The sequence below is a fragment of the Pseudomonas sp. B21-019 genome, from assembly GCF_024749225.1.
In the GTDB taxonomy this organism is placed as follows: domain Bacteria; phylum Pseudomonadota; class Gammaproteobacteria; order Pseudomonadales; family Pseudomonadaceae; genus Aquipseudomonas.
In genome coordinates this window covers 768,436-791,549 of sequence record NZ_CP087193.1, presented here as the reverse complement: position 1 = coordinate 791,549, position 23,114 = coordinate 768,436, and the positions used below count along the sequence as shown (strand labels likewise).

The following is a 23,114-nucleotide window of genomic DNA, read 5'->3' as shown; positions in this document are numbered from 1 at the left end:
AATTAGCTCCTGGTTTGAACATCGGCGACAGAGTGCTCCGACCCTGCCGTGTGGTGAGCGCCTCGGGAAAGGCGTTTGGCCTGATACATCGCGGCATCTGCAGCATCGAGCAGCGCACCGGGCGTAAGCCCATGATCCGGGTACACGGCGATGCCGATGCTGAGTGAAGTCAACACCTGGGTACCGCCCGGCAACGGGATTGGCGCGTCCATACTGGCAATGATTTTGTCAGCAATCCGTTCGGCGTCTTCTATCTTGTGCAGCGGCGTCAACAGCACGGCAAACTCATCGCCGCCCAGACGCGCAACCAGATCCTCTTCACGCAACTGCGCACGAACCCGGGTCGCCACGGCGATGAGCACTGCATCACCGGCAGCGTGACCGAAGTTGTCGTTGATCTCCTTGAACCGGTCGCTGTCGAGAAACAGCACGGCCACTCCCTCATCCAGCTTGCCCGCATTGCGCAAGGCGCGCATCAGGCGGCCTTCGAAAAACGCCCGATTCGGCAACCCGGTAAGGCTGTCATGGCTGGCCTGGTGGGCCAGGGTTTCGTTTTCGCTTTGCAGATGGGTCTGCCAGGACTCGAGCTCGTCGAGCAAAGCATTGAAGTCGTTGCCCAGGTTGTCGAGTTCGGCAATGTCGGCGGGTGGTACGCGCCGGTCGAAGGCCCGTTCGCTACGGGCGGCGTGAGCCACGGCAGCCAGGCTGCGCAACGGGCCGGTGATCCCTCGCAATTGCCGACGCGCCAGATAAAGCGCTACCCAGGCACTGACAGCGGTACACAAGACGATTCCGACCAGACCGCTGAGCAAAAAGCGCATCAGGCTGCCGCCGTGACCGATGAGCAAGATGCTGCCGATTTCCCGACCTTGATGAGTGATCGGCATGCTGATGGGTTTTTCCAGAATCGTTCGGGCGATCTGCATTTCAAGATCGGAGAGCCACCCCGTTTCCGGTCGTTGCCAACGTGCGAGCAACTCGCCTTGCTCGTCCATCACTTGTGCATCAGCCACTTCTTCAGTGGACGCGATCAATGCCAGCGCTTCGGTGGCGGCGGCCTTGTCGTTGAACACCACCGCGGCTTCCACGGTGTAGTTGATCGAACGGGCAATCAGATGCAGGTTGTGATCGGCATAGACCCGCAAAGCCAGAACACCCAGCAGAGTCAATGAAACACTGGCCATGGCCACGCCCACCAGGGCGACGATCAAATGTCCACGGCCGATAACCGACCCCAGGGTCGGACGTATACGAGGTTTGAATAGACTCATGGCGCCGCCGGCTTGCGGCGCGACAGTTGCAGCACACTGGGGTGAATGCGTACACCGCTGCGAGCGACCGAGTCGAGGTTAACCTCGAAGGACACCTGTTCATCACCGACCCGCAGGCAGAACAGGCTGCCGACGGTGCACTGATCGCCGCCTTCGCTGATGCTCACCACCGGGCGTCCCATCAACGAGGCGAATAGCCGACTGCGTTCATCGCCTGTCAGCTTGCCGATGTACACCGCATCGCATTCACTGGCGATGGCCGGGTTATCGGCCAGCAACCGTCGTACAGTAACCGGTCGACCCGTGGCTTGTGTGGTGCCTTTGACCAGGTCGTCGGTGTATTCAGTGGGGCCGACCACGCACAGACGCAGTTGTTGAGGCTCAACAGGCCATCGGGCATAACTGAGGATCCCGAGTACCACCTGAGTGACCGACCTGGCACGTTGGTCGGCTTTGCTCACGATAGTTTCCGACTCAGCACAGGCAACGCCCGTCAACAAACAGAGGAGGCCGGCAAGCAGCACTTGTTTGCAGCCAACGACGCGCCCTGTCGCCCAGACAGCCAACTTCATGCAGGAATTCTCTACGATCGCAACAAAATGATGCCGCAACGATAGCACAGCACCGAAACACCAGCGAGGCGACGCACCGGCACATCGGACAGATTCCCGCGGCTGGCACCGCCCCTCAATGGCTCGGCCAGGCACCCTCTTCCAGCTCCAGCATTAACCCGCTCAAGCGCTTGACCTTGCGCCGCACGGCCTCTTCGAATACGCCGGCTCGAGGCTCAATCAGGGTGAACCAGTCTTTGGCCCGGGTTATCCCGGTATAGATCAGTTCCTTGGTAAGCACAGGATTCAAAGCATCCGGCAGAATCAACGCCGTATGGGCAAATTCCGAGCCTTGGGATTTGTGCACGGTCATGGCATACACCGTGTCGACATCGTTGAGTCGGCTTGGCAGGACAAAGCGCACACCGCCCTGCCCGTCATTACGCGGGAAGGCCACACGCAGCACGTGCCGTCCGGCCTCCGGGCCTTCACGCTCCGGCAGCTTGAGGGCAATGCCAATGTCTCCGTTCATCAAACCCAGGCCATAGTCGTTGCGGGTCATCAGCACGGGCCGACCTTCGTACCACTGATGGTCGCTGTCGATCAGCCGTGCCTTGAGCAGCGCATCGGTCACGCGCTGATTCAAACCTTCCACGCCCCAAGGCCCTTTGCGTACGGCACACAACAGCTGGAAAGCGTCAAAAGCCTGCAGCACCACGCGAGCCCAATCAGCCCAGCATGGATCGTCGAGCGGGCGGTCGAGCGCTGGTCGCTGACTGCGCAAAAGACTCAGGTAATGCCGATAACCTTGCGGCCCCCCGCCATGGCCTTCGAGCAGCAAGCGCTCCAGAGCACGGTCCTGCTCCCCCTTGAGGGGCAGGGAAAATACGTCGCCATGACTTGCAGCGGCCAATAACTTGCGCGCGTCCTCGGGATGCTGTTGGTTGACCCAACGGGCCAACTGACCAATGCCGCTACCCTCGCCGAAGCGCCGTGAGTGACGCAGCATCACGACTTGCTGGGCCAGTGGATGCGCACCGTGGGTGTCTTCCCGTAAACCGCTGGCATCGAGGCGTTCACCGCTGACCGCCTCCAGCCACTGGCGGGTCTGCGGGCTGTACCAACCGGCTTCGGCATCACGACACAGATCGCCCAAAACGGCACCAGCCTCTACCGACGCCAGTTGGTCCTTGTCACCGAGCAGCACCAGACGGGCATGTGGCGGCAACGCATCGAGCAGGTTGGCCATCATTTCCAGGTCGATCATCGAGGCTTCGTCCACCACCAATACATCCAGCGGCAAGCGATTACCCGCGTGGTGACGGAAATGCCGGGTACCGGGACGACTGCCGAGCAAACGGTGCACGGTGGTCACATCCGACGGGATCTTCTCGCGCACCGTTTCAGGCACTTTCAGGGTTTGAACCTGCTGGCTGATGGACTCGGTCAATCGTGCGGCAGCTTTGCCGGTGGGTGCCGCGAGACGAATACGCAGCGGTTTACCGGCCTCCACTGCGGGTGCCTGGAGCAATGCAAGCAAGCGCACAACCGTGGTGGTCTTGCCGGTTCCCGGGCCGCCGGTGACGATGCTGAATGCACTTCGGGTAGCCAGGGCACACGCGAGCTTCTGCCAGTCGATCACGTCATCAAGCCTGGCTGGACCGAACAGCCCGCTCAGGCGTTGGGGCAAATCACCCGGCGTTGCTTCGTGTGTCGCCAGACGCTGGCGCAGCGCGTGGTCGATGCGCCGTTCGTAAGCCCAGTAGCGGCGCAGGTACAGGCGCTTGCCCGACAGCACCAACGGCCGGTGTTGCGCAGCCTCACGCCCATCGACGGCCAGAGCCACCAGACGACTGGACGCCAGCACCTTGCACCAATGGGCGCCGTCCAGCGCCTCAAGCAATTGCGACGGCAGCAACATCGCACCGCTTTGCACATCGCCTTCCGGCGGCAGCGACAGGGCAAAGTCCGGCTCTTTCAGTGTTTCGAACAGATCCAGGCAGACATGACCGTGGCCCAGTTGGTGACTGATCAACGCGGCGGCCAGCAGCACCAGCGGATCATCGTCGGGAGCGAGCTCGTGGAGAAACACGACGAAGGCCTTGTCCAGCGCCCGCAGCCAGCCGCGTTCGACCCAGCGCGTGAGCAGCAGCAACAAGTCATCTGCGCGGCTCAACGGGGCCAGGTCCGCCAGACTTTCGGCCGCCAACGGCGTAGGCAGCAAATCGGCGAAAGTGCGACTCATAGCAATACTCCCTGTTCCCAGGCGGGTTCGGCCTTGGGCTCTGGCTTGCCCTGGAACAACCGGTCCAGGCGCTCGATCAGCTCCCGTGGCGGACGGGCAAAATACACACCCTGGCTGGCCGCTCGAGTACCGCGAAGAAATAGATACAACGCTCCACCGACATGTCGGTCGTAATCGTAATCGACCAGCCGAGCCTTAAGCTGGCGATGCAGGGCGAGCAGGTACAGTACGTATTGCAGGTCGTAACGGTTATCGAGAATCGACTGCTCCATGGCCTGCTCGGTATAGGCCGCGTCATCGACGCCCAGCCAGTTGGATTTGTAGTCAGCGACGTAGTAACGGCCTTCATGCTCGAACGTCAGGTCGATGAAGCCTTTGAACATGCCATTGAGCAGCACCGGTTCGGCGGCCACCCGGGCCACGCCGTGATGGGTGTATTGACGCACAAGCTCATCGAGCTTGAGTACATCGACTTTATGACTGGCGAACCAGAACTCCATCTCGACCCGGTATTGAGTCAGTTGCTCGAACACCACCGGCGCCTGCCCGCCACCGATGTGCAACGGGGATTTGAGCAAGTGCTGCAGCCAGCCGCTCAATGTGGTGATCCAGCCTTCCCAGCCACGGCGGTTGCAGCGACGGGCGATCGCGTCTTCCACGGTTTGCGGTGCAGCGGCAAATCCTTCGTCACCGGCCCATTCGAGCAATCCATGAAGAAAAGTGCCGGGGTTCGGCCCACGAGGGAATCGATGGATATCAGCGCCGCCAGCGGCGACTTCTCGTGGCGCTTCGGGATCAAGACGTTCGTCATCAAACAGCTTTTGTGCTTGCGCGCTCTCCGGTGCTTCGTCACTGCCCACGCTCAAACTGTCACCAATGCGTAAGGCACTGTAAGAGGCGATCCACCAGTTTTCGCTGGCCTTGCGCCTGGGTATCAGCGGGGCAAGCAAGGTCGCTTCATTGCGTGGCGGGTGGTAATGCTCGGCGGTCGCGTCAGGCATTTCACCGTAGCTCAGCGCCGCGCAGTCTTGCTGCAGGTCTTCCAGCCAACGACGCAGCCCTGCCGACTCAGCCAATGGCGCACCACCGCTCAGCAGATAGCCCAACGCCGAAAGGTGCAGGACCGAGCCATTGTTATTACCGCGTTTGAGATCAGTCACACCCAGCCAGCAGGCATGTTGTGCCCGGGTCAGGGCCACATAGAGCAGTCGAAGGTCTTCGGCCAAACGCTCATCATCAGCGAGGGCGATCAACTCGGCCGTCGGCTTCAAGCTCACCTGCGCCTTACCCGCGGCATCGTGGTAGTGCAGCGGCAGACGACTGCCATCCACCGGTTTTGCCGAGCAGATGAACGGCAGAAACACCAACGGATATTCAAGCCCTTTGGACTTGTGGATGGTCACGACCTTGACCAGTTGCTCGTCGCTTTCCAGGCGCAGGATCTGTTCTTCGCCAGCCTGACCAGACAACGCCAGATGCTCGGACAAATGACGGATCAGTGCTTGCTCGCCATCGAGTTCGGCGGCGGCCTGCTGCAGCAACTCGGACAAATGCAGCAGGTTGGTCAATATCCGTTCACCATCGCTGCGCGCGATCAACGCCTGGGGCAGCTGAAAATCATGTAGCAATCGCCGCAACATGGGCAGCACGCCCTGCTTGCGCCAGAGCTCGCGATAACCGCGGAACTGCATGACCCGTGCTTCCCAGGCCAGTTCGTCCTGATTCAGTCGCTCCAGTTCAGCCAGTGAAAGGTTCAGCGTGATGCAGGCCAGCGCGGCACGCAGGGGACGTTCGACATCCGGTTCGGCACAGGCCTTGAGCCACGTCAGCAGATCATGGGCCTCCTGCGCGGCGAATACCGAGTCCTTGTCTGACAGGTAAACACTGCGCACACCGCGAGCGGAAAGTTCGCCGCGCACGGCCTGGGCCTCTTTGCCGTCGCGCACCAGAATCGCGATATCCGCCGGCAGCAGGCCTTTGAGATCCTTACCATCCTGGATGAAGCCCGCACGGCCTTGCTGACCGCCATTGAGCAGCGCAGTAATTTCACTGGCGCAGGCGGCGGCCAATTGTTGTCGATACACCACGCCGGACAGTGGCTGGTCAGAGGACAAATGCCAGATGTTCAGGGCAGGCACAACCTGACCCTTAATGTGCAGGACTTCTTTGCGCCCTTGGGACTCCACGGGCAGAAACGGTACCGGGTTCTCGCCACTCCTCTCACGGAACAGGAACGCGCCGCGCCCCTGCTCACGAGATTCGGCGCGCTCGAACACATGGTTCACCGCGTTGACCATGCCATGACTGGAACGGAAATTTGTACCCAGGGTATGCAGGCGGCCGGTGGTGGCTTGCCGGGCGCGCAGATAGGTATAGATATCGGCACCGCGAAAGGCATAGATCGCCTGCTTCGGGTCGCCGATCAGGAACAGGCCGGATTCAGGGTTGTTGTCTTCGATGCGATAAATGCTCTCGAAGATTCGGTACTGCACCGGGTCGGTGTCCTGAAACTCGTCGATCAGCGCAACCGGGAACTGCTCGCGGATCAAGGTCGCCAGACGCTCACCGCCATCGGACTGCAACGCCGCATCGAGACGCAGCAGCATGTCATCGAAACCCATTTCCGCGCGACGACGCTTTTCTTCCTCGAACCGAGCACCGACCCAGTGGGCGGCATGTTGCAGCACGGCGGCGTCGGGGGTCGGCAAGCCATCGAGACTGGCCTTGAGGCCGGGCATCGCATCGAGACCGGGATGACGGGGAGCGTCACCTTTCCAGGCTTCAGCCATGCCATCGGGAGTCAGGCGAGTGAAGCCGGTGCCAATGTCCAGTTGCTCCAGAGATTCGTCTTCGGCCCAGGCCCGGAGCTTTTCGAACCAGGGTTCGAAATAGCGCGCCTGCATCTTGCGACCATCGACGCTTTTGCTCGCGACGCCCTGATGACAGATGGCAAGCAGCTCATCGGCCCATTGGCGCCAGGGCATCTTGAGCTCGAGCAACGCGGCCCGTCGTTCCTCCAGGCACTCGGCGATCAACTCGGCAGGTTCTTTACCTTCAACGCTGTCACGCTCGCTGGCGAACAACCCACGCACTCGCGGCAACAACGCTGCCGGCCCCCCCCAGTTGCCGCGAACCCAATTCAGCGCATCGCCTTGCATCGGATAGCAGAACAGTCGCCAGTAGTCGCGCAGGACTTCGCCAAGCAAATCACTGTGATCGGTTTCCAGGGTCTGGGTGAACAGGCTGCCACTGTCGAATGCATGTTCGCGCAGCATGCGCTGGCACCAACTGTGGATGGTCGATACCGCCGCTTCATCCATCCACTGGGCGGCAATGTCCAGACGGTTTGCACAACCAGGCCACTGTTCAGGGAGGTATTGCTCACGCAACTCGGCGATGAGGCCATCCGGCGCCGGTGTCTCATCGCGGAAAAACCGCGCAGCTTCAGCCAGCCGTGTGCGAATACGTTCGCGTAGTTCTTTGGTTGCGGCATCGGTGAAGGTCACCACGAGGATTTGCGGCGGCAGCAATTCACGGCCAAAACCACTCGACTCGTCGCCATGACCAAGGACCAGGCGCAAGTACAGCGCAGAAATGGTGAAGGTCTTGCCCGTCCCGGCGCTGGCTTCGATCAGTTGGCTTCCACGCAGGGGGAATGCCAGGGCCAGCGGTGTTTTCGTGGTCATGAGCGCGCCTCCTCGCTGGTCAATGAACGCCAGGGAGCCTCAAGCAGCGGCCGATACAAAGCGTCGCACCAATCGGGGAAGGTCTCGTCGGCAATCAAAACATCGTAGTCGGCGTATTGCCGAGCGAGTGCCGGGCTTTCGCGGCGCTCACCATCAGTGGTCTGGCCATCGCCTTCATAGGCCTTGCGGGCGGCGGCGTCAGCCTTGACCGGATCGGTTTGAGCCAGCCAGGCGAAGGCTGTTTTTACGGCAATCGGCAACGGCTGGCGCATGCCCGTTTGCCAGGCCAGCAACAGATTACCCAAGGCATCAAGTGCTGCATCCTTCGCCAAGGGAGCCAGTAACAGACTGTCGTCACTGGCCACCAACGCGGTGGTCATCGGCATCCCGCTGGCACAGGCAACCAGGTGATTGATCCATGGTCGTGTCAGACGATGCCATTTGCGGGTCTTGAGCGAGCCGATGCTGTTGGGAATCGTGGTGACCGATAGCAAACCACCGTCCGCACGTTGATGCAGGCCACTGAGCCAGCCCTCCAGGCGCAGCCCATGCAGTTCCAGACTCACGGGCAACGCGCTGGCAAGTGGGGAAGGCCATAACGCCAGGAGCTGTCGATAGCGCTGCAACAGATCCGGCAACGGCTCGATCAACTCTCGCTGCAGACATTCGCCGAAACCGGCCATGGGCAAGAGCCCGCTGTTCTGCAGACGTTTCGCCTGTGCTTCCAGTACCTGATCGATTTGGTCCAATTGCCCGAGCGCTGCTTCGAGCAAGCTGTCGCTGAGGCTATAGCGTTGCAGCGCGTCGAGTACAAATGGCTCTTCATCCGCCAGAGGCGCTTCGGCAGCCTCGAAGAACACTTTGAGTCGCTGACTGAAGAAATGCCGTACCGGATTGCGCAGAAAATCCAGCAACTGACCCAGGCTCAGCGGCTCGTCCTGAATATAGGGCTCAAGAACCTCGATGGCAGGCGTCAAACCGCTGGACTGATGAAGTACCTGCCACTCGCTGGCGTAGCTGAACAAATCATCGCCTTCATGGAAGTAGCGTGCACTGAAGGGTTGCAGCGGATGTTCCTGAGTCATGGACTCAAGCAGATCAGCCTTGTCATCATGCAATCGCCAACCGCTGGCGAGATGATCACGTAGCTGTCCTATCAATACCGAAGCCGGGCGCTCACTGTTGTCCCGAATACTGCGGCCGACCCAGCTGATATAGAGTTGGTCCCGCGCCGACAACAAGGCTTCCAGCAACAGATAGCGATCATCTTCACGCCGGGAACGATCGCCGGGCCGGTAGTCGCTGCCCATCAGGTCGAAGTCCAGTGGCGGCTGCGCGCGAGGGTAATCGCCGTCATTCATGCCCAGCAGGCAGACCAGTTTGAACGGGATCGCTCGCATGGGCATCAAGGTACAGAAATTGACGGCACCGGCGAGAAAGCGCTGAGACAAGCGACCTTGGTCGAGGCCAGCCAGCCAGGCTTCACGGACTACGGTCAGCGGTAACTCGTCCTGCAAGCCTACCGACTCGCAGGTCTCAAGCCAGGTCTCACGCAGCTCTTCGAGCTGGGCCAATAAATAGTCGTCATGCTCATTACTGGCCTGGAAAAACAACTGCACCAGTGCTTGCAAGCGGATGCCCCAGAGTTTGGGCGACGCAGGTTGGGTGAGCTCCTGGTGGGCAATCTCCAGTGCATCCAGCAGTGCGACCAAAGGACCTATGAGCGCAGCATCCAGGCCACCGATCTCGTCGTAGGGTTCAATACCCTCGCAGGCACTGGCGCTGCCCACGGCATAACCAAGCAACATCCGTCGCAAGCCGAAACGCCAACTGTTTTGCTCCAGTTCTTCCGGCAGGCCCAGACCCGCACGCTGCTCGGCATTCATCCCCCAACGGATACCTGCGCCTTCGATCCAGCGGTGCAAGGTCGGCAGGTCACGTTCCTCTACGCCAAAGCGAGCGCGTAATGCCGGAACGTCCAGCAGATCGAGAATCTCACTGACGGGGAAACGACTGTCGGGCAGCTTGAGCAGATGCTCGACAGCGATCAGTAGCGGGTCCCTGCCGCGCTGGCCTTGATCCGCGAGCGTAAAGGGAATGAAGCGTGGATCGTGGCGATCAAGCTGACCAAAGACAGCGCGGATGTGGGGGGCGTAACTGTCGATGTCTGGAACCATCACGATCACGTCGCGAGGCCTTAAGTCTGGATCAGCACTGAATCGTGCGAGCAGCTGATCGTGGAGAATCTCCACTTCGCGTTGAGCACTATGGGCGATGTGAAAACGGATCGATTCGTCCTTTGTCAGATCGACTGCAGGCCAACTCTCGCGAGTTTCGCTCAGGGGGCGCAATTCCAGGATGTCGTCCTGCAACTGATTGAGCATGCTCTGAGGCTGGTTATCGCTGAAAAGGTCGATGCGCCCATCGCGAAATGCCGAGCGATAGCTGTTGGGATCGTCGTAACTGTCGAGCAGATTGATGTAGTCCCGCCCCTGCTTGCCCCACGCCGCCAATAGCGGGTGGGCATGCTGATGGAGCGTTTGCGGATCAAGCACAACCGGCATGCCGCGCTTGCGAGCCTGGCGCTTGTATTGATGCCGCAACAGGTCTTTATCGGCGACGATGTCCGCCCAATGGTGGCGACATGGGTTGTGTACGCACAGCAAGACCTGACTGAATCGAGCCAGCCCGGCAAGCGCTTCCAAGGCTTGAGCTGGCAGTGAAGAAATCCCGAAAACAATCACCCTGGACGGCAACCCACTGGGCGCCCTGTCGAGACTATTGATACGCTCGATAAAGCGTTGGTGGACACCCGCGCGGCTTTGCGCCATGCCTTGTGCACCGACATCCAGCAACAGCGCACGCCACAGCTCTGCTTGCCAGCAGTTGGCCGGAGTCAGAGCTTTGGCTTCGCCTCTACCATTTCGTAATTGGTGACGGCCTTCTGCCCAGTCTTCGAGCCAGTCCGCCCTGTACACCTGATATTGGTCGAATAGATCCGCCAGTCGCTCCGCCAATTGATAGCGTTTGCGTAAGTCGGTGTCATTCGTAAGGAAGCGCTGCAGGGGTTCGAAGTGCGGTTGGTTGATCAACTGTGGCAGCAGACGCATCAGGCGCCAGGTCAGAGGGGCTTTATCGAGCAGGGACTTGGCCGGGATTTCGTCACGTCCCAGCACCATGCGATAGAGCTGCCACATGAAGCTGCCTGGCAACTGCACATCGATGGCGGCAGCGATTCCGCAGCCGCCCATGTCGTCATCTTCAGGGTCTTCGGCCAGTGCCAGCTTCAGCCATTGGGCGATGCCGTTGCTCTGCACCAGGGCGATTTCATTTTCCAAGGGAGCCAGCGGGTAGCGCCGCATCCAACTGACCACCAGGCTGCGCAGCTCGTCCAGGCGGTTGCCGTGAACCACCATAAAACCAGCACTGAGGGACGTAGCGTCCGGCATAAAGGCTTCCTTGGGAAAATACAAAAGCTAGGGCCGAACCTTAGCACTGTCGGCAGACCGTGACAGCCGGGACCGTTCCGATGTTGCTGTACGAACTTTCCTGCGGACAAAACAAAACCCCTACCTGCATACGCAGATAGGGGTTTCGGAATTTAATCTTGACGATGACCTACTCTCACATGGGGAAACCCCACACTACCATCGGCGATGCATCGTTTCACTTCTGAGTTCGGGATGGGATCAGGTGGTTCCAATGCTCTATGGTCGTCAAGAAATTCGGGTACCGAACCGTCTTTCGACGCTTCAGCAAATTGGGTATGCGATAGTTTGTGCGGCTTTTGTGAATGGTTGCGAACTTTCGGTTCATTGCGTCTTCACACACCGCAATCTGGCTCTTAAGCGCAAATTGCTTGGGTGTTATATGGTCAAGCCTCACGGGCAATTAGTATTGGTTAGCTCAACGCCTCACAGCGCTTACACACCCAACCTATCAACGTCGTAGTCTTCGACGGCCCTTCAGGGGACTCAAGGTCCCAGTGAGATCTCATCTTGAGGCTAGTTTCCCGCTTAGATGCTTTCAGCGGTTATCTATTCCGAACATAGCTACCCGGCAATGCCACTGGCGTGACAACCGGAACACCAGAGGTTCGTCCACTCCGGTCCTCTCGTACTAGGAGCAGCCCCTCTCAAATCTCAAACGTCCACGGCAGATAGGGACCGAACTGTCTCACGACGTTCTAAACCCAGCTCGCGTACCACTTTAAATGGCGAACAGCCATACCCTTGGGACCGGCTTCAGCCCCAGGATGTGATGAGCCGACATCGAGGTGCCAAACACCGCCGTCGATATGAACTCTTGGGCGGTATCAGCCTGTTATCCCCGGAGTACCTTTTATCCGTTGAGCGATGGCCCTTCCATACAGAACCACCGGATCACTAAGACCTACTTTCGTACCTGCTCGACGTGTCTGTCTCGCAGTCAAGCGCGCTTTTGCCTTTATACTCTACGACCGATTTCCGACCGGTCTGAGCGCACCTTCGTACTCCTCCGTTACTCTTTAGGAGGAGACCGCCCCAGTCAAACTACCCACCATACACTGTCCTCGATCCGGATAACGGACCTGAGTTAGAACCTCAAAGTTGCCAGGGTGGTATTTCAAGGATGGCTCCACGCGAACTGGCGTCCACGCTTCAAAGCCTCCCACCTATCCTACACAAGCAAATTCAAAGTCCAGTGCAAAGCTATAGTAAAGGTTCACGGGGTCTTTCCGTCTAGCCGCGGATACACTGCATCTTCACAGCGATTTCAATTTCACTGAGTCTCGGGTGGAGACAGCGCCGCCATCGTTACGCCATTCGTGCAGGTCGGAACTTACCCGACAAGGAATTTCGCTACCTTAGGACCGTTATAGTTACGGCCGCCGTTTACCGGGGCTTCGATCAAGAGCTTCGCGTTAGCTAACCCCATCAATTAACCTTCCGGCACCGGGCAGGCGTCACACCCTATACGTCCACTTTCGTGTTTGCAGAGTGCTGTGTTTTTAATAAACAGTCGCAGCGGCCTGGTATCTTCGACCGGCGTGGGCTTACGCAGCAAGTGCTTCACCCTCACCGGCGCACCTTCTCCCGAAGTTACGGTGCCATTTTGCCTAGTTCCTTCACCCGAGTTCTCTCAAGCGCCTTGGTATTCTCTACCCAACCACCTGTGTCGGTTTGGGGTACGGTTCCTGGTTACCTGAAGCTTAGAAGCTTTTCTTGGAAGCATGGCATCAACCACTTCGTGTTCTAAAAGAACACTCGTCATCAGCTCTCGGCCTTGGAATCCCGGATTTACCTAAGATTCCAGCCTACCACCTTAAACTTGGACAACCAACGCCAAGCTGGCCTAGCCTTCTCCGTCCCTCCATCGCAATAACCAGAAGTACAGGAATATTAACCTGTTTTCCATCGACTACGCTTTTCAGCCTCGCCTTAGGGACCGACTAACCCTGCGTCGATTAACGTTGCGCAGGAAACCTTGGTCTTTCGGCGTGGGTGTTTTTCACACCCATTGTCGTTACTCATGTCAGCATTCGCACTTCTGATACCTCCAGCAAGCTTCTCAACTCACCTTCACAGGCTTACAGAACGCTCCTCTACCGCATCACCTAAGTGATACCCGTAGCTTCGGTGTATGGTTTGAGCCCCGTTACATCTTCCGCGCAGGCCGACTCGACTAGTGAGCTATTACGCTTTCTTTAAAGGGTGGCTGCTTCTAAGCCAACCTCCTAGCTGTCTAAGCCTTCCCACATCGTTTCCCACTTAACCATAACTTTGGGACCTTAGCTGACGGTCTGGGTTGTTTCCCTTTTCACGACGGACGTTAGCACCCGCCGTGTGTCTCCCATGCTCGGCACTTGTAGGTATTCGGAGTTTGCATCGGTTTGGTAAGTCGGGATGACCCCCTAGCCGAAACAGTGCTCTACCCCCTACAGTGATACATGAGGCGCTACCTAAATAGCTTTCGAGGAGAACCAGCTATCTCCGAGCTTGATTAGCCTTTCACTCCGATCCACAGGTCATCCGCTAACTTTTCAACGGTAGTCGGTTCGGTCCTCCAGTCAGTGTTACCTAACCTTCAACCTGCCCATGGATAGATCGCCCGGTTTCGGGTCTATTCCCAGCGACTAGACGCCCTATTAAGACTCGCTTTCGCTACGCCTCCCCTATTCGGTTAAGCTCGCCACTGAAAATAAGTCGCTGACCCATTATACAAAAGGTACGCAGTCACCCAACAAAGTGGGCTCCCACTGCTTGTACGCATACGGTTTCAGGATCTATTTCACTCCCCTCTCCGGGGTTCTTTTCGCCTTTCCCTCACGGTACTAGTTCACTATCGGTCAGTCAGTAGTATTTAGCCTTGGAGGATGGTCCCCCCATATTCAGACAAAGTTTCTCGTGCTCCGTCCTACTCGATTTCATGACTAAGAGATTTTCGCGTACAGGGCTATCACCCACTATGGCCGCACTTTCCAGAGCGTTCCGCTAATCTCAAAGCCACTTAAGGGCTAGTCCCCGTTCGCTCGCCACTACTAAGGGAATCTCGGTTGATTTCTTTTCCTCAGGGTACTTAGATGTTTCAGTTCCCCTGGTTCGCCTCTTGCACCTATGTATTCAGTACAAGATAACCATCTTATGATGGCTGGGTTCCCCCATTCAGACATCTCCGGATCAAAGTCTGTTTGCCGACTCCCCGAAGCTTTTCGCAGGCTACCACGTCTTTCATCGCCTCTGACTGCCAAGGCATCCACCGTATGCGCTTCTTCACTTGACCATATAACCCCAAGCAATCTGGTTATACTGTGAAGACGACATTCGCCGAAAATTCGCACTTGCTCAAAGAGCAACTCACAAATTTTACCTTAGCCTGATCCGTTACCAGTGAAAGTAACGTTCAGTCTATCTTTCTATCACATACCCAAATTTTTAAAGAACGATCTAGCCAAAGACTAGAAATCAACATTCACCATCATCACGATGGAATGCTCATTTCTAAGCTTTCAACAACAGAAGCAGTAGTGGTGGAGCCAAACGGGATCGAACCGTTGACCTCCTGCGTGCAAGGCAGGCGCTCTCCCAGCTGAGCTATGGCCCCGTATTTCTACAGGTATTCCCACACAAAATTGGTGGGTCTGGGCAGATTCGAACTGCCGACCTCACCCTTATCAGGGGTGCGCTCTAACCAACTGAGCTACAGACCCAATTTCGGGCTGCTTCGTATCGTCTTCTTCAATGAATCAAGCAATTCGTGTGGGAACTTATGGAGCAGCTGATGTCGTCGATTAAGGAGGTGATCCAGCCGCAGGTTCCCCTACGGCTACCTTGTTACGACTTCACCCCAGTCATGAATCACACCGTGGTAACCGTCCCCCCGAAGGTTAGACTAGCTACTTCTGGTGCAACCCACTCCCATGGTGTGACGGGCGGTGTGTACAAGGCCCGGGAACGTATTCACCGCGACATTCTGATTCGCGATTACTAGCGATTCCGACTTCACGCAGTCGAGTTGCAGACTGCGATCCGGACTACGATCGGTTTTGTGGGATTAGCTCCACCTCGCGGCTTGGCAACCCTCTGTACCGACCATTGTAGCACGTGTGTAGCCCAGGCCGTAAGGGCCATGATGACTTGACGTCATCCCCACCTTCCTCCGGTTTGTCACCGGCAGTCTCCTTAGAGTGCCCACCATTACGTGCTGGTAACTAAGGACAAGGGTTGCGCTCGTTACGGGACTTAACCCAACATCTCACGACACGAGCTGACGACAGCCATGCAGCACCTGTCTCAATGTTCCCGAAGGCACCAATCCATCTCTGGAAAGTTCATTGGATGTCAAGGCCTGGTAAGGTTCTTCGCGTTGCTTCGAATTAAACCACATGCTCCACCGCTTGTGCGGGCCCCCGTCAATTCATTTGAGTTTTAACCTTGCGGCCGTACTCCCCAGGCGGTCAACTTAATGCGTTAGCTGCGCCACTAAGAGCTCAAGGCTCCCAACGGCTAGTTGACATCGTTTACGGCGTGGACTACCAGGGTATCTAATCCTGTTTGCTCCCCACGCTTTCGCACCTCAGTGTCAGTATCAGTCCAGGTGGTCGCCTTCGCCACTGGTGTTCCTTCCTATATCTACGCATTTCACCGCTACACAGGAAATTCCACCACCCTCTACCATACTCTAGCTCGACAGTTTTGAATGCAGTTCCCAGGTTGAGCCCGGGGATTTCACATCCAACTTAACGAACCACCTACGCGCGCTTTACGCCCAGTAATTCCGATTAACGCTTGCACCCTCTGTATTACCGCGGCTGCTGGCACAGAGTTAGCCGGTGCTTATTCTGTCGGTAACGTCAAAACAATTACGTATTAGGCAACTGCCCTTCCTCCCAACTTAAAGTGCTTTACAATCCGAAGACCTTCTTCACACACGCGGCATGGCTGGATCAGGCTTTCGCCCATTGTCCAATATTCCCCACTGCTGCCTCCCGTAGGAGTCTGGACCGTGTCTCAGTTCCAGTGTGACTGATCATCCTCTCAGACCAGTTACGGATCGTCGCCTTGGTGAGCCATTACCTCACCAACTAGCTAATCCGACCTAGGCTCATCTGATAGCGCAAGGCCCGAAGGTCCCCTGCTTTCTCCCGTAGGACGTATGCGGTATTAGCGTTCGTTTCCGAACGTTATCCCCCACTACCAGGCAGATTCCTAGGCATTACTCACCCGTCCGCCGCTCGCCACCAGGTACAAGTACCCGTGCTGCCGCTCGACTTGCATGTGTTAGGCCTGCCGCCAGCGTTCAATCTGAGCCATGATCAAACTCTTCAGTTCAAACATCTTTGGGTTTTTAAGAAACCCTAAACTTGGCTCAGCAATCGTTGGTTACATCTTTGATTTCTCGCGGAGTAACTTGTGATGCTGATAATCTTGTTGACTATCAGTCTGACTCCACAAGCACCCACACGAATTGCTTGATTCAGTTGTTAAAGAGCGGTTGGTTAAGATCTTTCGTCTCAACCGAGGCGCGCATTCTACAGCAGCCTCTGTTGCTGTCAAGCGGTTATTTTCAGAAGTTTTCAAAGTTTCCCGTAAGAAACATCAGCAACTTCAACCACTTGCGCTTCCGATCTCTCGTTAGCGGGAGGCGAATTCTACAGCGTTAGTCGCTGCTGTCAACACCTCTTTTTCTCCGCTTTCGACCGAGAGGATCGAACCGTCAATAAGGCGACAACACCCTGCCTTACCAACTCCTTCTGGCTTCGATGAACTGAAGCGTAACCGCTGCCGAAAACTGCGTAACTCGTTGTTTACCAAGGAGTTTTACGTTTCGACTGCGCCGGAAGTGGGGCGAATTATAGACGTCCAGGATCTGCCGTCAACCTCTAATTTCACATTTCTGTCATATCGGTCAAAACAGCCCGAAAACACAAAGGCCGACCTCAAGAGGTCGGCCTTCTGCCCTTCTACTTACAAGCTAGGGAATGCGAATTGCGAAGCTTCATGGCTTGCCCGTTGCGGCCAGCGCTGGGTAATAGCCTTGCGACGCGTATAGAACCGCACGCCATCCGGGCCATAAGCATGCAGATCGCCGAACAGCGAACGCTTCCAGCCGCCAAAGCTGTGATACGCCACTGGCACCGGCAACGGTACGTTGACGCCGACCATACCCACTTCGATCTCATCGCAGAACAACCGCGCCGCTTCCCCATCACGGGTAAAGATGCAGGTGCCATTGCCATACTCGTGATCATTGATCAGTTGCATCGCCTCTTCCAGGCTGTTGACCCGGACGACGCACAGCACCGGCCCGAAGATCTCTTCTTTATAGATGCGCATCTCTGGCGTGACGTTATCGAACAGGCAGCCACCCAGGAAGAAGCCGTCCTCATGACCGGCCACGCTCAGACCACGACCGTCCACCACCAGCTTCGCACCGGCGGCTACGCCGTCTTCAACATAACCGCTGACCTTGTCCCGCGCCTGACCGGTGACCAGAGGCCCCATGTCCAGGCCACAAGTTGTACCAGCGCCGATTTTCAGTGCCTTGATCTGCGGTGTCAGTTTGGCCACCAACGCATCCGCCACCTGGTCACCGACACACACGGCCACCGAAATCGCCATGCAGCGCTCACCGCACGAACCGTAAGCGGCGCCCATCAACGCGCTGACCGCGTTATCCAGATCCGCATCCGGCATCAATACCGCATGGTTCTTCGCCCCGCCCAGCGCCTGGACGCGTTTGCCGCGCTTGGTGCCTTCGGCGTAGATGTATTCGGCAATCGGCGTCGAACCGACGAAGCTCAACGCTTTGACTTCCGGCGCTTCAATCAGTGCGTCCACTGCGGCCTTGTCGCCATGCACCACACTCAGCACGCCTTTCGGCAGGCCGGCTTCCAGTAACAATTGAGCGATCAGCAGCGTGGAGCTTGGATCGCGCTCGGACGGCTTGAGGATAAAGCAGTTGCCACAGACGATCGCCAACGGATACATCCACAGCGGCACCATGGCCGGGAAGTTGAACGGGGTAATGCCGGCCACTACGCCCAATGGCTGGAAATCCGACCAGGCATCGATGTTCGGCCCGACATTACGGCTGTACTCACCCTTGAGGATTTCTGGTGCCGCGCACGCGAACTCGACGTTCTCGATCCCGCGCTTCAATTCACCGGCAGCATCTTCCAGGGTCTTGCCGTGTTCTTCGCTGATCAGTTGTGCGATGCGGGATTCGTTCTGTTCCAGCAGTTGCTTGAAACGGAACATCACCTGAGCGCGCTTGGCCGCTGGCGTATTGCGCCAGGCCGGGAACGCAGCCTTGGCAGAGTCGATGGCTTTCTGAATGGTTTCGCGGCTGGCCAACGGCAGCTTGTGGATAACCTGGCCGGTGGACGGGTTGAACACATCGGCCGTGCGACCGTCTTCGGTCACCAGTTCGCCATTGATCAAATGCGGGATGAGGCTCATGCGGGGCTCCTGAAATTGTCCACAGGCGTCCTTTGAAAGGACGCCTTTATATAGAAGAGGGAATCAGTCGATCTTGTTCAGCACTTCGCCGACTGCATCGAACAGACGATCAAGGTCCTGCGGCTTGCTGTTGAAGGTTGGGCCGAACTGCAGGGTGTCGCCGCCGAAGCGCACGTAGAACCCGGCTTTCCACAGCGCCATGCCAGCTTCGAACGGACGCACGATGGCATCGCCGTCGCGAGGTGCAATCTGGATCGCACCGGCCAACCCGTAGTTGCGAATGTCGATGACGTTCTTGCTGCCCTTCACACCGTGCAGTGCGTTTTCGAAATGCGGTGCGACTTCGGCCACGCTCTGCACCAGGTTTTCCTTTTGCAGCAGGTCGAGTGCCGCCAGGCCTGCGGCGCAAGCCACCGGGTGCGCGGAATAGGTGTAGCCGTGCGGGAATTCCACCGCGTACTCAGGCGTCGCCTGGTTCATGAAGGTCTGGTAGATCTCGGAGCTGGCAATCACCGCGCCCATCGGGATCGCGCCGTTGGTGACTTGCTTGGCAATACACATCAGGTCCGGAGTGACACCAAAGCTGTCGGCACCGAACATCGAACCGGTACGACCGAAACCGGTGATCACTTCGTCGAACACCAGCAGGATGTTGTGCTGATCGCAGATCTCGCGCAGACGTTTGAGGTAACCCTGCGGCGGAACCAGCACGCCAGCGGAGCCGGCCAATGGCTCGACGAATACCGCTGCGATGTTCGAGGCATCGTGCAGTTCGATCAACTTGAGCAATTCATCCGCCAGCGCGATACCACCCTGCTCCGGCATGCCACGAGTGAAAGCATTGCTCGCCAACAAGGTGTGCGGCAGATGATCGACATCCATCATCGCCTGACCGAACAGTTTGCGGTTGCCATTCACGCCGCCGAGGCTGGTGCCGGCGATGTTCACGCCGTGATAACCACGAGCGCGGCCGATCATCTTGGTCTTGGTCGCCTGGCCTTTCAGGCGCCAGTAGGCACGCACCATTTTCACCGCGGTATCTGCACATTCGGAACCCGAATCGGTGAAGAACACGTGATTCAGATTGCCCGGGGTCAGGTCGGTGATTTTCTCGGCCAACTGGAACGACAGCGGGTGACCGTACTGGAAGCCCGGCGAGTAATCGAGAGTGCCCAATTGCTTGGCCACCGCCTCCTGGATTTCCTTGCGGGTGTGCCCGGCGCCGCAGGTCCACAGGCCCGAGAGCGAATCGTAGACCTTGCGGCCCTTGTCGTCTGTCAGCCAACTGCCCTCGGCCGCCACGATCAGGCGCGGGTCACGCTGGAAATTGCGGTTCGCGGTGTAGGGCATCCAGTGAGCGTCAAGCTTGAGCTGGCTGGCCAGGGAAGTCGGGGCGTTTTCAGGCACGTTCATGGGCAAAACCTCGCAGAGCAAATAAGCGGCGTGGAGATCAAAAGCGTTCTTGCAGCTAAATTGCCACGGGGATAAAGTCGGTGAAATCCAACTTTTCTAACCTTCAGTCAGTCATAGACTAAACTTTGAGCAAATAAAGCATGAGTACCCGTCGCCCCGATCCGCTGGCGCAAGTCAGTGACTTTGATATCCGCCTGCTACGGATTTTTCGTAGCGTGGTGGAGTGTGGCGGCTTCTCCGCGGCGGAATCGGTGCTGGGTATCGGTCGCTCGGCCATCAGCCAGCAAATGAGCGATCTGGAGCAACGCCTGGGGCTGCGCCTGTGCCAGCGAGGTCGCGCGGGGTTTTCCCTGACCGAAGAAGGCCGTGAGGTCTACCAATCTGCGTTGCAGCTATTAAGTGCGCTGGAAAGTTTCCGCACCGAGGTCAACGGCCTGCACCAACACTTGCGCGGCGAATTAACCATCGGCCTGACCGACAACCTGGTCACCCTGCCCCACATGCGCATCACCCACGCCCTGGCCCAACTGAAGGAACGCGGCCCCGACGTGCAGATCCAGATCCGCATGATCGCGCCCAATGAAGTCGAACAGGGCGTGCTCGACGGTCGCTTGCATGTTGGCGTGGTGCCGCAAGCCAGCGCGTTGTCGGGGCTGGAGTATCAGCCGCTCTACAGCGAACGCTCGCTGCTGTATTGCGCGGTCGGCCATCCGCTGTTCTATGTCGACGACAAACAACTGGACGATGAGCGCCTCAACAGCCAGGACGCCATCGCCCCGACCTTCCGTTTGCCCGCCGAGATTCAGGCCCATTACCAGGCGCTCAATTGCACCGCCAGTGCGTCGGATCGCGAGGGCATGGCCTTTCTGATCCTGACCGGGCGCTACATTGGTTACCTGCCGGATCACTACGCCAGCCTCTGGGTGCAGCAAGGCCGTTTGCGTGCACTGAAACCCAAGGCACGTTTTTATGACCTGAGCCTGGCATCGGTTACACGCAAGGGCCGTCGCCCGCATCTGGTTCTGGAGAGTTTTTTGGAAAGTCTGGCGGCGACTCGCTGAAAGCTTGCGGGAGCGGTGCCCAAGGTTTTATCGCCATAGGACTTGTCTGAGGCCCGTGGGTGCGTTATCAACGCATCTGGTTGCACCCATCTACCTGTTCGGAAGTGCCTATGACCTTTGAAGTCCCAGCCCACGGCGGCAAACCCGCCAGCCGCATTCGTCAGAAGAACGAAGAGACCATCATCAAAGCCGCCGAAGACGAGTTCGCCCGTCACGGGTTCAAAGGCACCAGCATGAACACCATTGCGCAGAAAGCCGGGTTGCCCAAAGCGAATCTGCATTACTACTTCACCAACAAACTCGGTTTGTACGTGGCAGTGCTGAGTAACATCCTCGAGTTGTGGGACAGCACCTTCAATACCCTGACCGTCGAGGACGATCCGGCAGAAGCATTGACGCGATACATTCGCGCAAAAATGGAATTCTCCCGGCGCCAGCCACAAGCTTCGCGAGTCTTCGCGATGGAGGTCATCAGCGGCGGTGATTGCCTGACTGAGCATTTCAACCAGGACTACCGCACCTGGTTTCAGGGGCGGGCCGCGGTGTTCCAGGCGTGGATCGACGCCGGCAAAATGGACCCGATCGACCCGGTGCACCTGATTTTCCTGCTGTGGGGCAGCACCCAGCATTACGCCGACTTTGCCACGCAGATCTGCCGTGTCACCGGGCGCACCAAGTTGACCAAGCAAGACATGGAAGACGCCGGCAGCAACCTGATTCGCATCATTCTCAAAGGCTGCGGCCTGACGCCGGCTATTTAAGACACCCATGCCTTTTACCCTCAGCGGTTTTTGCGAATACCGCGAAGAGATTCGCAAAAGCCGCTTCATCGCCCTCGCCGCGCCAATCACCAGCGCAGCCGATGCCCAGGCGTTCATCGAGCAACACAGTGATTTGAACGCCTCGCACAATTGCTGGGCCTGGAAGCTCGGCGATCAATACCGCAGCAGTGACGATGGCGAACCCGGAGGCACCGCCGGCCGGCCGATCCTTGCGGCGATTGAAGCGCAGGATTGCGATCAGGTCGCGGTCGTGGTGATCCGCTGGTATGGCGGCATCCAGCTGGGCACCGGCGGCCTCGCCCGAGCGTATGGCGGCAGTGCCAACAAATGCCTGCAAGGGGCACCGAAAGTCGAGTTGATCAGTCGGGTGCCGGTCCGTTGTGCCTGTGCATTTGGCGAGTTGGCGCTAGTGAAACTTCGGGTGGCGGAGCTGGGTGGTTTGGTGGTGGAGGAAACCTTCACGGCCAATGGTGTGGAACTGCAATTGGCGATTGGCGACGGGCAGATCGATACCCTGCAAACGCAGCTGGCGGATTTGAGTCGCGGGCGTATTTTGTTGCAGCGTTGAAGATCAAAAGATCGCAGCCTTCGGCAGCTCCTACGCCGACCGTGTCCCCCCGTAATACCGGATAAACGCAAATCTCGTAGGAGCTGCCGAAGGCTGCGATCTTTTGGGGCACCCGGATTTTCTTTGCTCTCGACACTTGCCCACATCTGCTGTGCACCCGGCTGTGGATAACCTGAGCACATTCTGCTGTAACCCTTCTGTCATGCGGCTTTGCGGGCTTTGCTCATTTTTCGTCCAACTCGCCATCCGCGACGTTTATTCCATGTAAAAACAATCAGTTAGAGTGGTTTATCGCCATTAGAAGAAAGCCCCTCAGTGCTTATGCCTATGCGCTCGGCTTGCGCACAGATACTGTGGAACAAGCTGTGGATAACCCGTTCATGGCTGGCGCAGCCCCATGCCTGACAATGCCTGCAGCCTATTGCTCGTTTTTTGACCAATTGATCGCGCGCAAAACCGGAGCCTGATCAAAAACCTTGCCCTCAAGTGGTGCCTCTCCAGGAGTTGGAATAGGTCGAGGCAGCGTCCGCAACGCCTGTGCCAACAGGCTTTTGTTGATTTCCTGACTCAATGGCCAGGAAATTGCTTTATCCACAG

The 23,114-nt window shown here is 57.7% G+C and carries 11 protein-coding genes, 2 tRNA genes and 3 rRNA genes; 3 read left to right on the top strand and 13 right to left on the bottom strand.

The genetic code is table 11. The features are described from left to right. Window positions 1–2: 2 nt before the first annotated feature. From LOY36_RS03420 to LOY36_RS03365, 12 genes are all read right to left on the bottom strand, one after another. On the bottom strand, window positions 3–1,271 hold the full coding sequence (locus LOY36_RS03420) for a diguanylate cyclase domain-containing protein (RefSeq protein ID WP_258672305.1): 1,269 nt from the start codon (window positions 1,269–1,271) through the stop codon (window positions 3–5). Next, on the bottom strand, window positions 1,268–1,843 hold the full coding sequence (locus LOY36_RS03415; protein WP_019651014.1) for a YfiR family protein: 576 nt from the start codon (window positions 1,841–1,843) through the stop codon (window positions 1,268–1,270). The genes LOY36_RS03420 and LOY36_RS03415 overlap by 4 nt, the downstream gene beginning before the upstream one ends. Before the next feature lie 115 nt (window positions 1,844–1,958). Beyond that, on the bottom strand, window positions 1,959–4,067 hold the full coding sequence (gene recD / locus LOY36_RS03410; RefSeq protein ID WP_258672304.1) for an exodeoxyribonuclease V subunit alpha: 2,109 nt from the start codon (window positions 4,065–4,067) through the stop codon (window positions 1,959–1,961). Then, window positions 4,064–7,753, bottom strand: a complete 3,690-nt coding sequence (recB, locus tag LOY36_RS03405) for an exodeoxyribonuclease V subunit beta (protein WP_258672302.1) — start codon at window positions 7,751–7,753, stop codon at window positions 4,064–4,066. The genes recD and recB overlap by 4 nt, the downstream gene beginning before the upstream one ends. Then, window positions 7,750–11,202: an exodeoxyribonuclease V subunit gamma gene (gene recC, locus LOY36_RS03400; RefSeq protein ID WP_258672301.1), complete on the bottom strand. Its 3,453-nt coding sequence runs from the start codon at window positions 11,200–11,202 to the stop codon at window positions 7,750–7,752. The genes recB and recC overlap by 4 nt, the downstream gene beginning before the upstream one ends. 156 nt (window positions 11,203–11,358) lie before the next feature. Beyond that, window positions 11,359–11,474 (bottom strand): 5S ribosomal RNA (rrf, locus tag LOY36_RS03395). A gap of 149 nt (window positions 11,475–11,623) precedes the next feature. After that, window positions 11,624–14,515, bottom strand: a 23S ribosomal RNA gene (locus tag LOY36_RS03390). A 245-nt stretch (window positions 14,516–14,760) separates the two neighbouring features. After that, a tRNA-Ala gene (locus tag LOY36_RS03385) sits at window positions 14,761–14,836 on the bottom strand. Window positions 14,837–14,865: 29 nt separating this feature from the next. Continuing rightward, a tRNA-Ile gene (locus LOY36_RS03380) sits at window positions 14,866–14,942 on the bottom strand. Between the two features lie 82 nt (window positions 14,943–15,024). Beyond that, window positions 15,025–16,563, bottom strand: a 16S ribosomal RNA gene (locus LOY36_RS03375). The 16S, 23S and 5S rRNA genes sit together here with 2 tRNA genes alongside, the layout of an rRNA operon. 636 nt (window positions 16,564–17,199) lie before the next feature. Next, entirely contained in the window at window positions 17,200–18,693 is a 1,494-nt protein-coding gene (locus LOY36_RS03370; RefSeq protein ID WP_019582319.1) for a CoA-acylating methylmalonate-semialdehyde dehydrogenase, read from the bottom strand. A 63-nt stretch (window positions 18,694–18,756) separates the two neighbouring features. Further along, the gene (locus tag LOY36_RS03365; protein ID WP_018928366.1) at window positions 18,757–20,106 is read right to left on the bottom strand and encodes an aspartate aminotransferase family protein; all 1,350 of its coding nucleotides are present in this window, start codon (window positions 20,104–20,106) and stop codon (window positions 18,757–18,759) included. A 140-nt stretch (window positions 20,107–20,246) separates the two neighbouring features. Here LOY36_RS03365 and LOY36_RS03360 point away from each other — a divergent pair, with 140 nt between their 5' ends. The 3 genes from LOY36_RS03360 to LOY36_RS03350 all read left to right on the top strand — a co-directional run bounded on the left by LOY36_RS03360 (window position 20,247) and on the right by LOY36_RS03350 (window position 22,517). Then, window positions 20,247–21,167 carry a LysR family transcriptional regulator gene (locus LOY36_RS03360; protein WP_007940170.1) on the top strand — a complete coding sequence of 307 codons (921 nt, stop codon included), beginning with the start codon at window positions 20,247–20,249 and terminating at the stop codon, window positions 21,165–21,167. Between the two features lie 110 nt (window positions 21,168–21,277). Continuing rightward, on the top strand, window positions 21,278–21,928 hold the full coding sequence (locus tag LOY36_RS03355) for a TetR/AcrR family transcriptional regulator (RefSeq protein ID WP_007940169.1): 651 nt from the start codon (window positions 21,278–21,280) through the stop codon (window positions 21,926–21,928). 7 nt (window positions 21,929–21,935) lie between these two features. After that, window positions 21,936–22,517, top strand: a complete 582-nt coding sequence (locus LOY36_RS03350; RefSeq protein ID WP_258672300.1) for a YigZ family protein — start codon at window positions 21,936–21,938, stop codon at window positions 22,515–22,517. Window positions 22,518–22,935: 418 nt separating this feature from the next. On the opposite strand, the gene LOY36_RS03345 is transcribed toward LOY36_RS03350, so the two are convergent. After that, window positions 22,936–23,112, bottom strand: coding sequence for a hypothetical protein (locus LOY36_RS03345; protein WP_258672299.1), 177 nt, complete (start codon window positions 23,110–23,112; stop codon window positions 22,936–22,938). Window positions 23,113–23,114 lie beyond the last annotated feature (2 nt).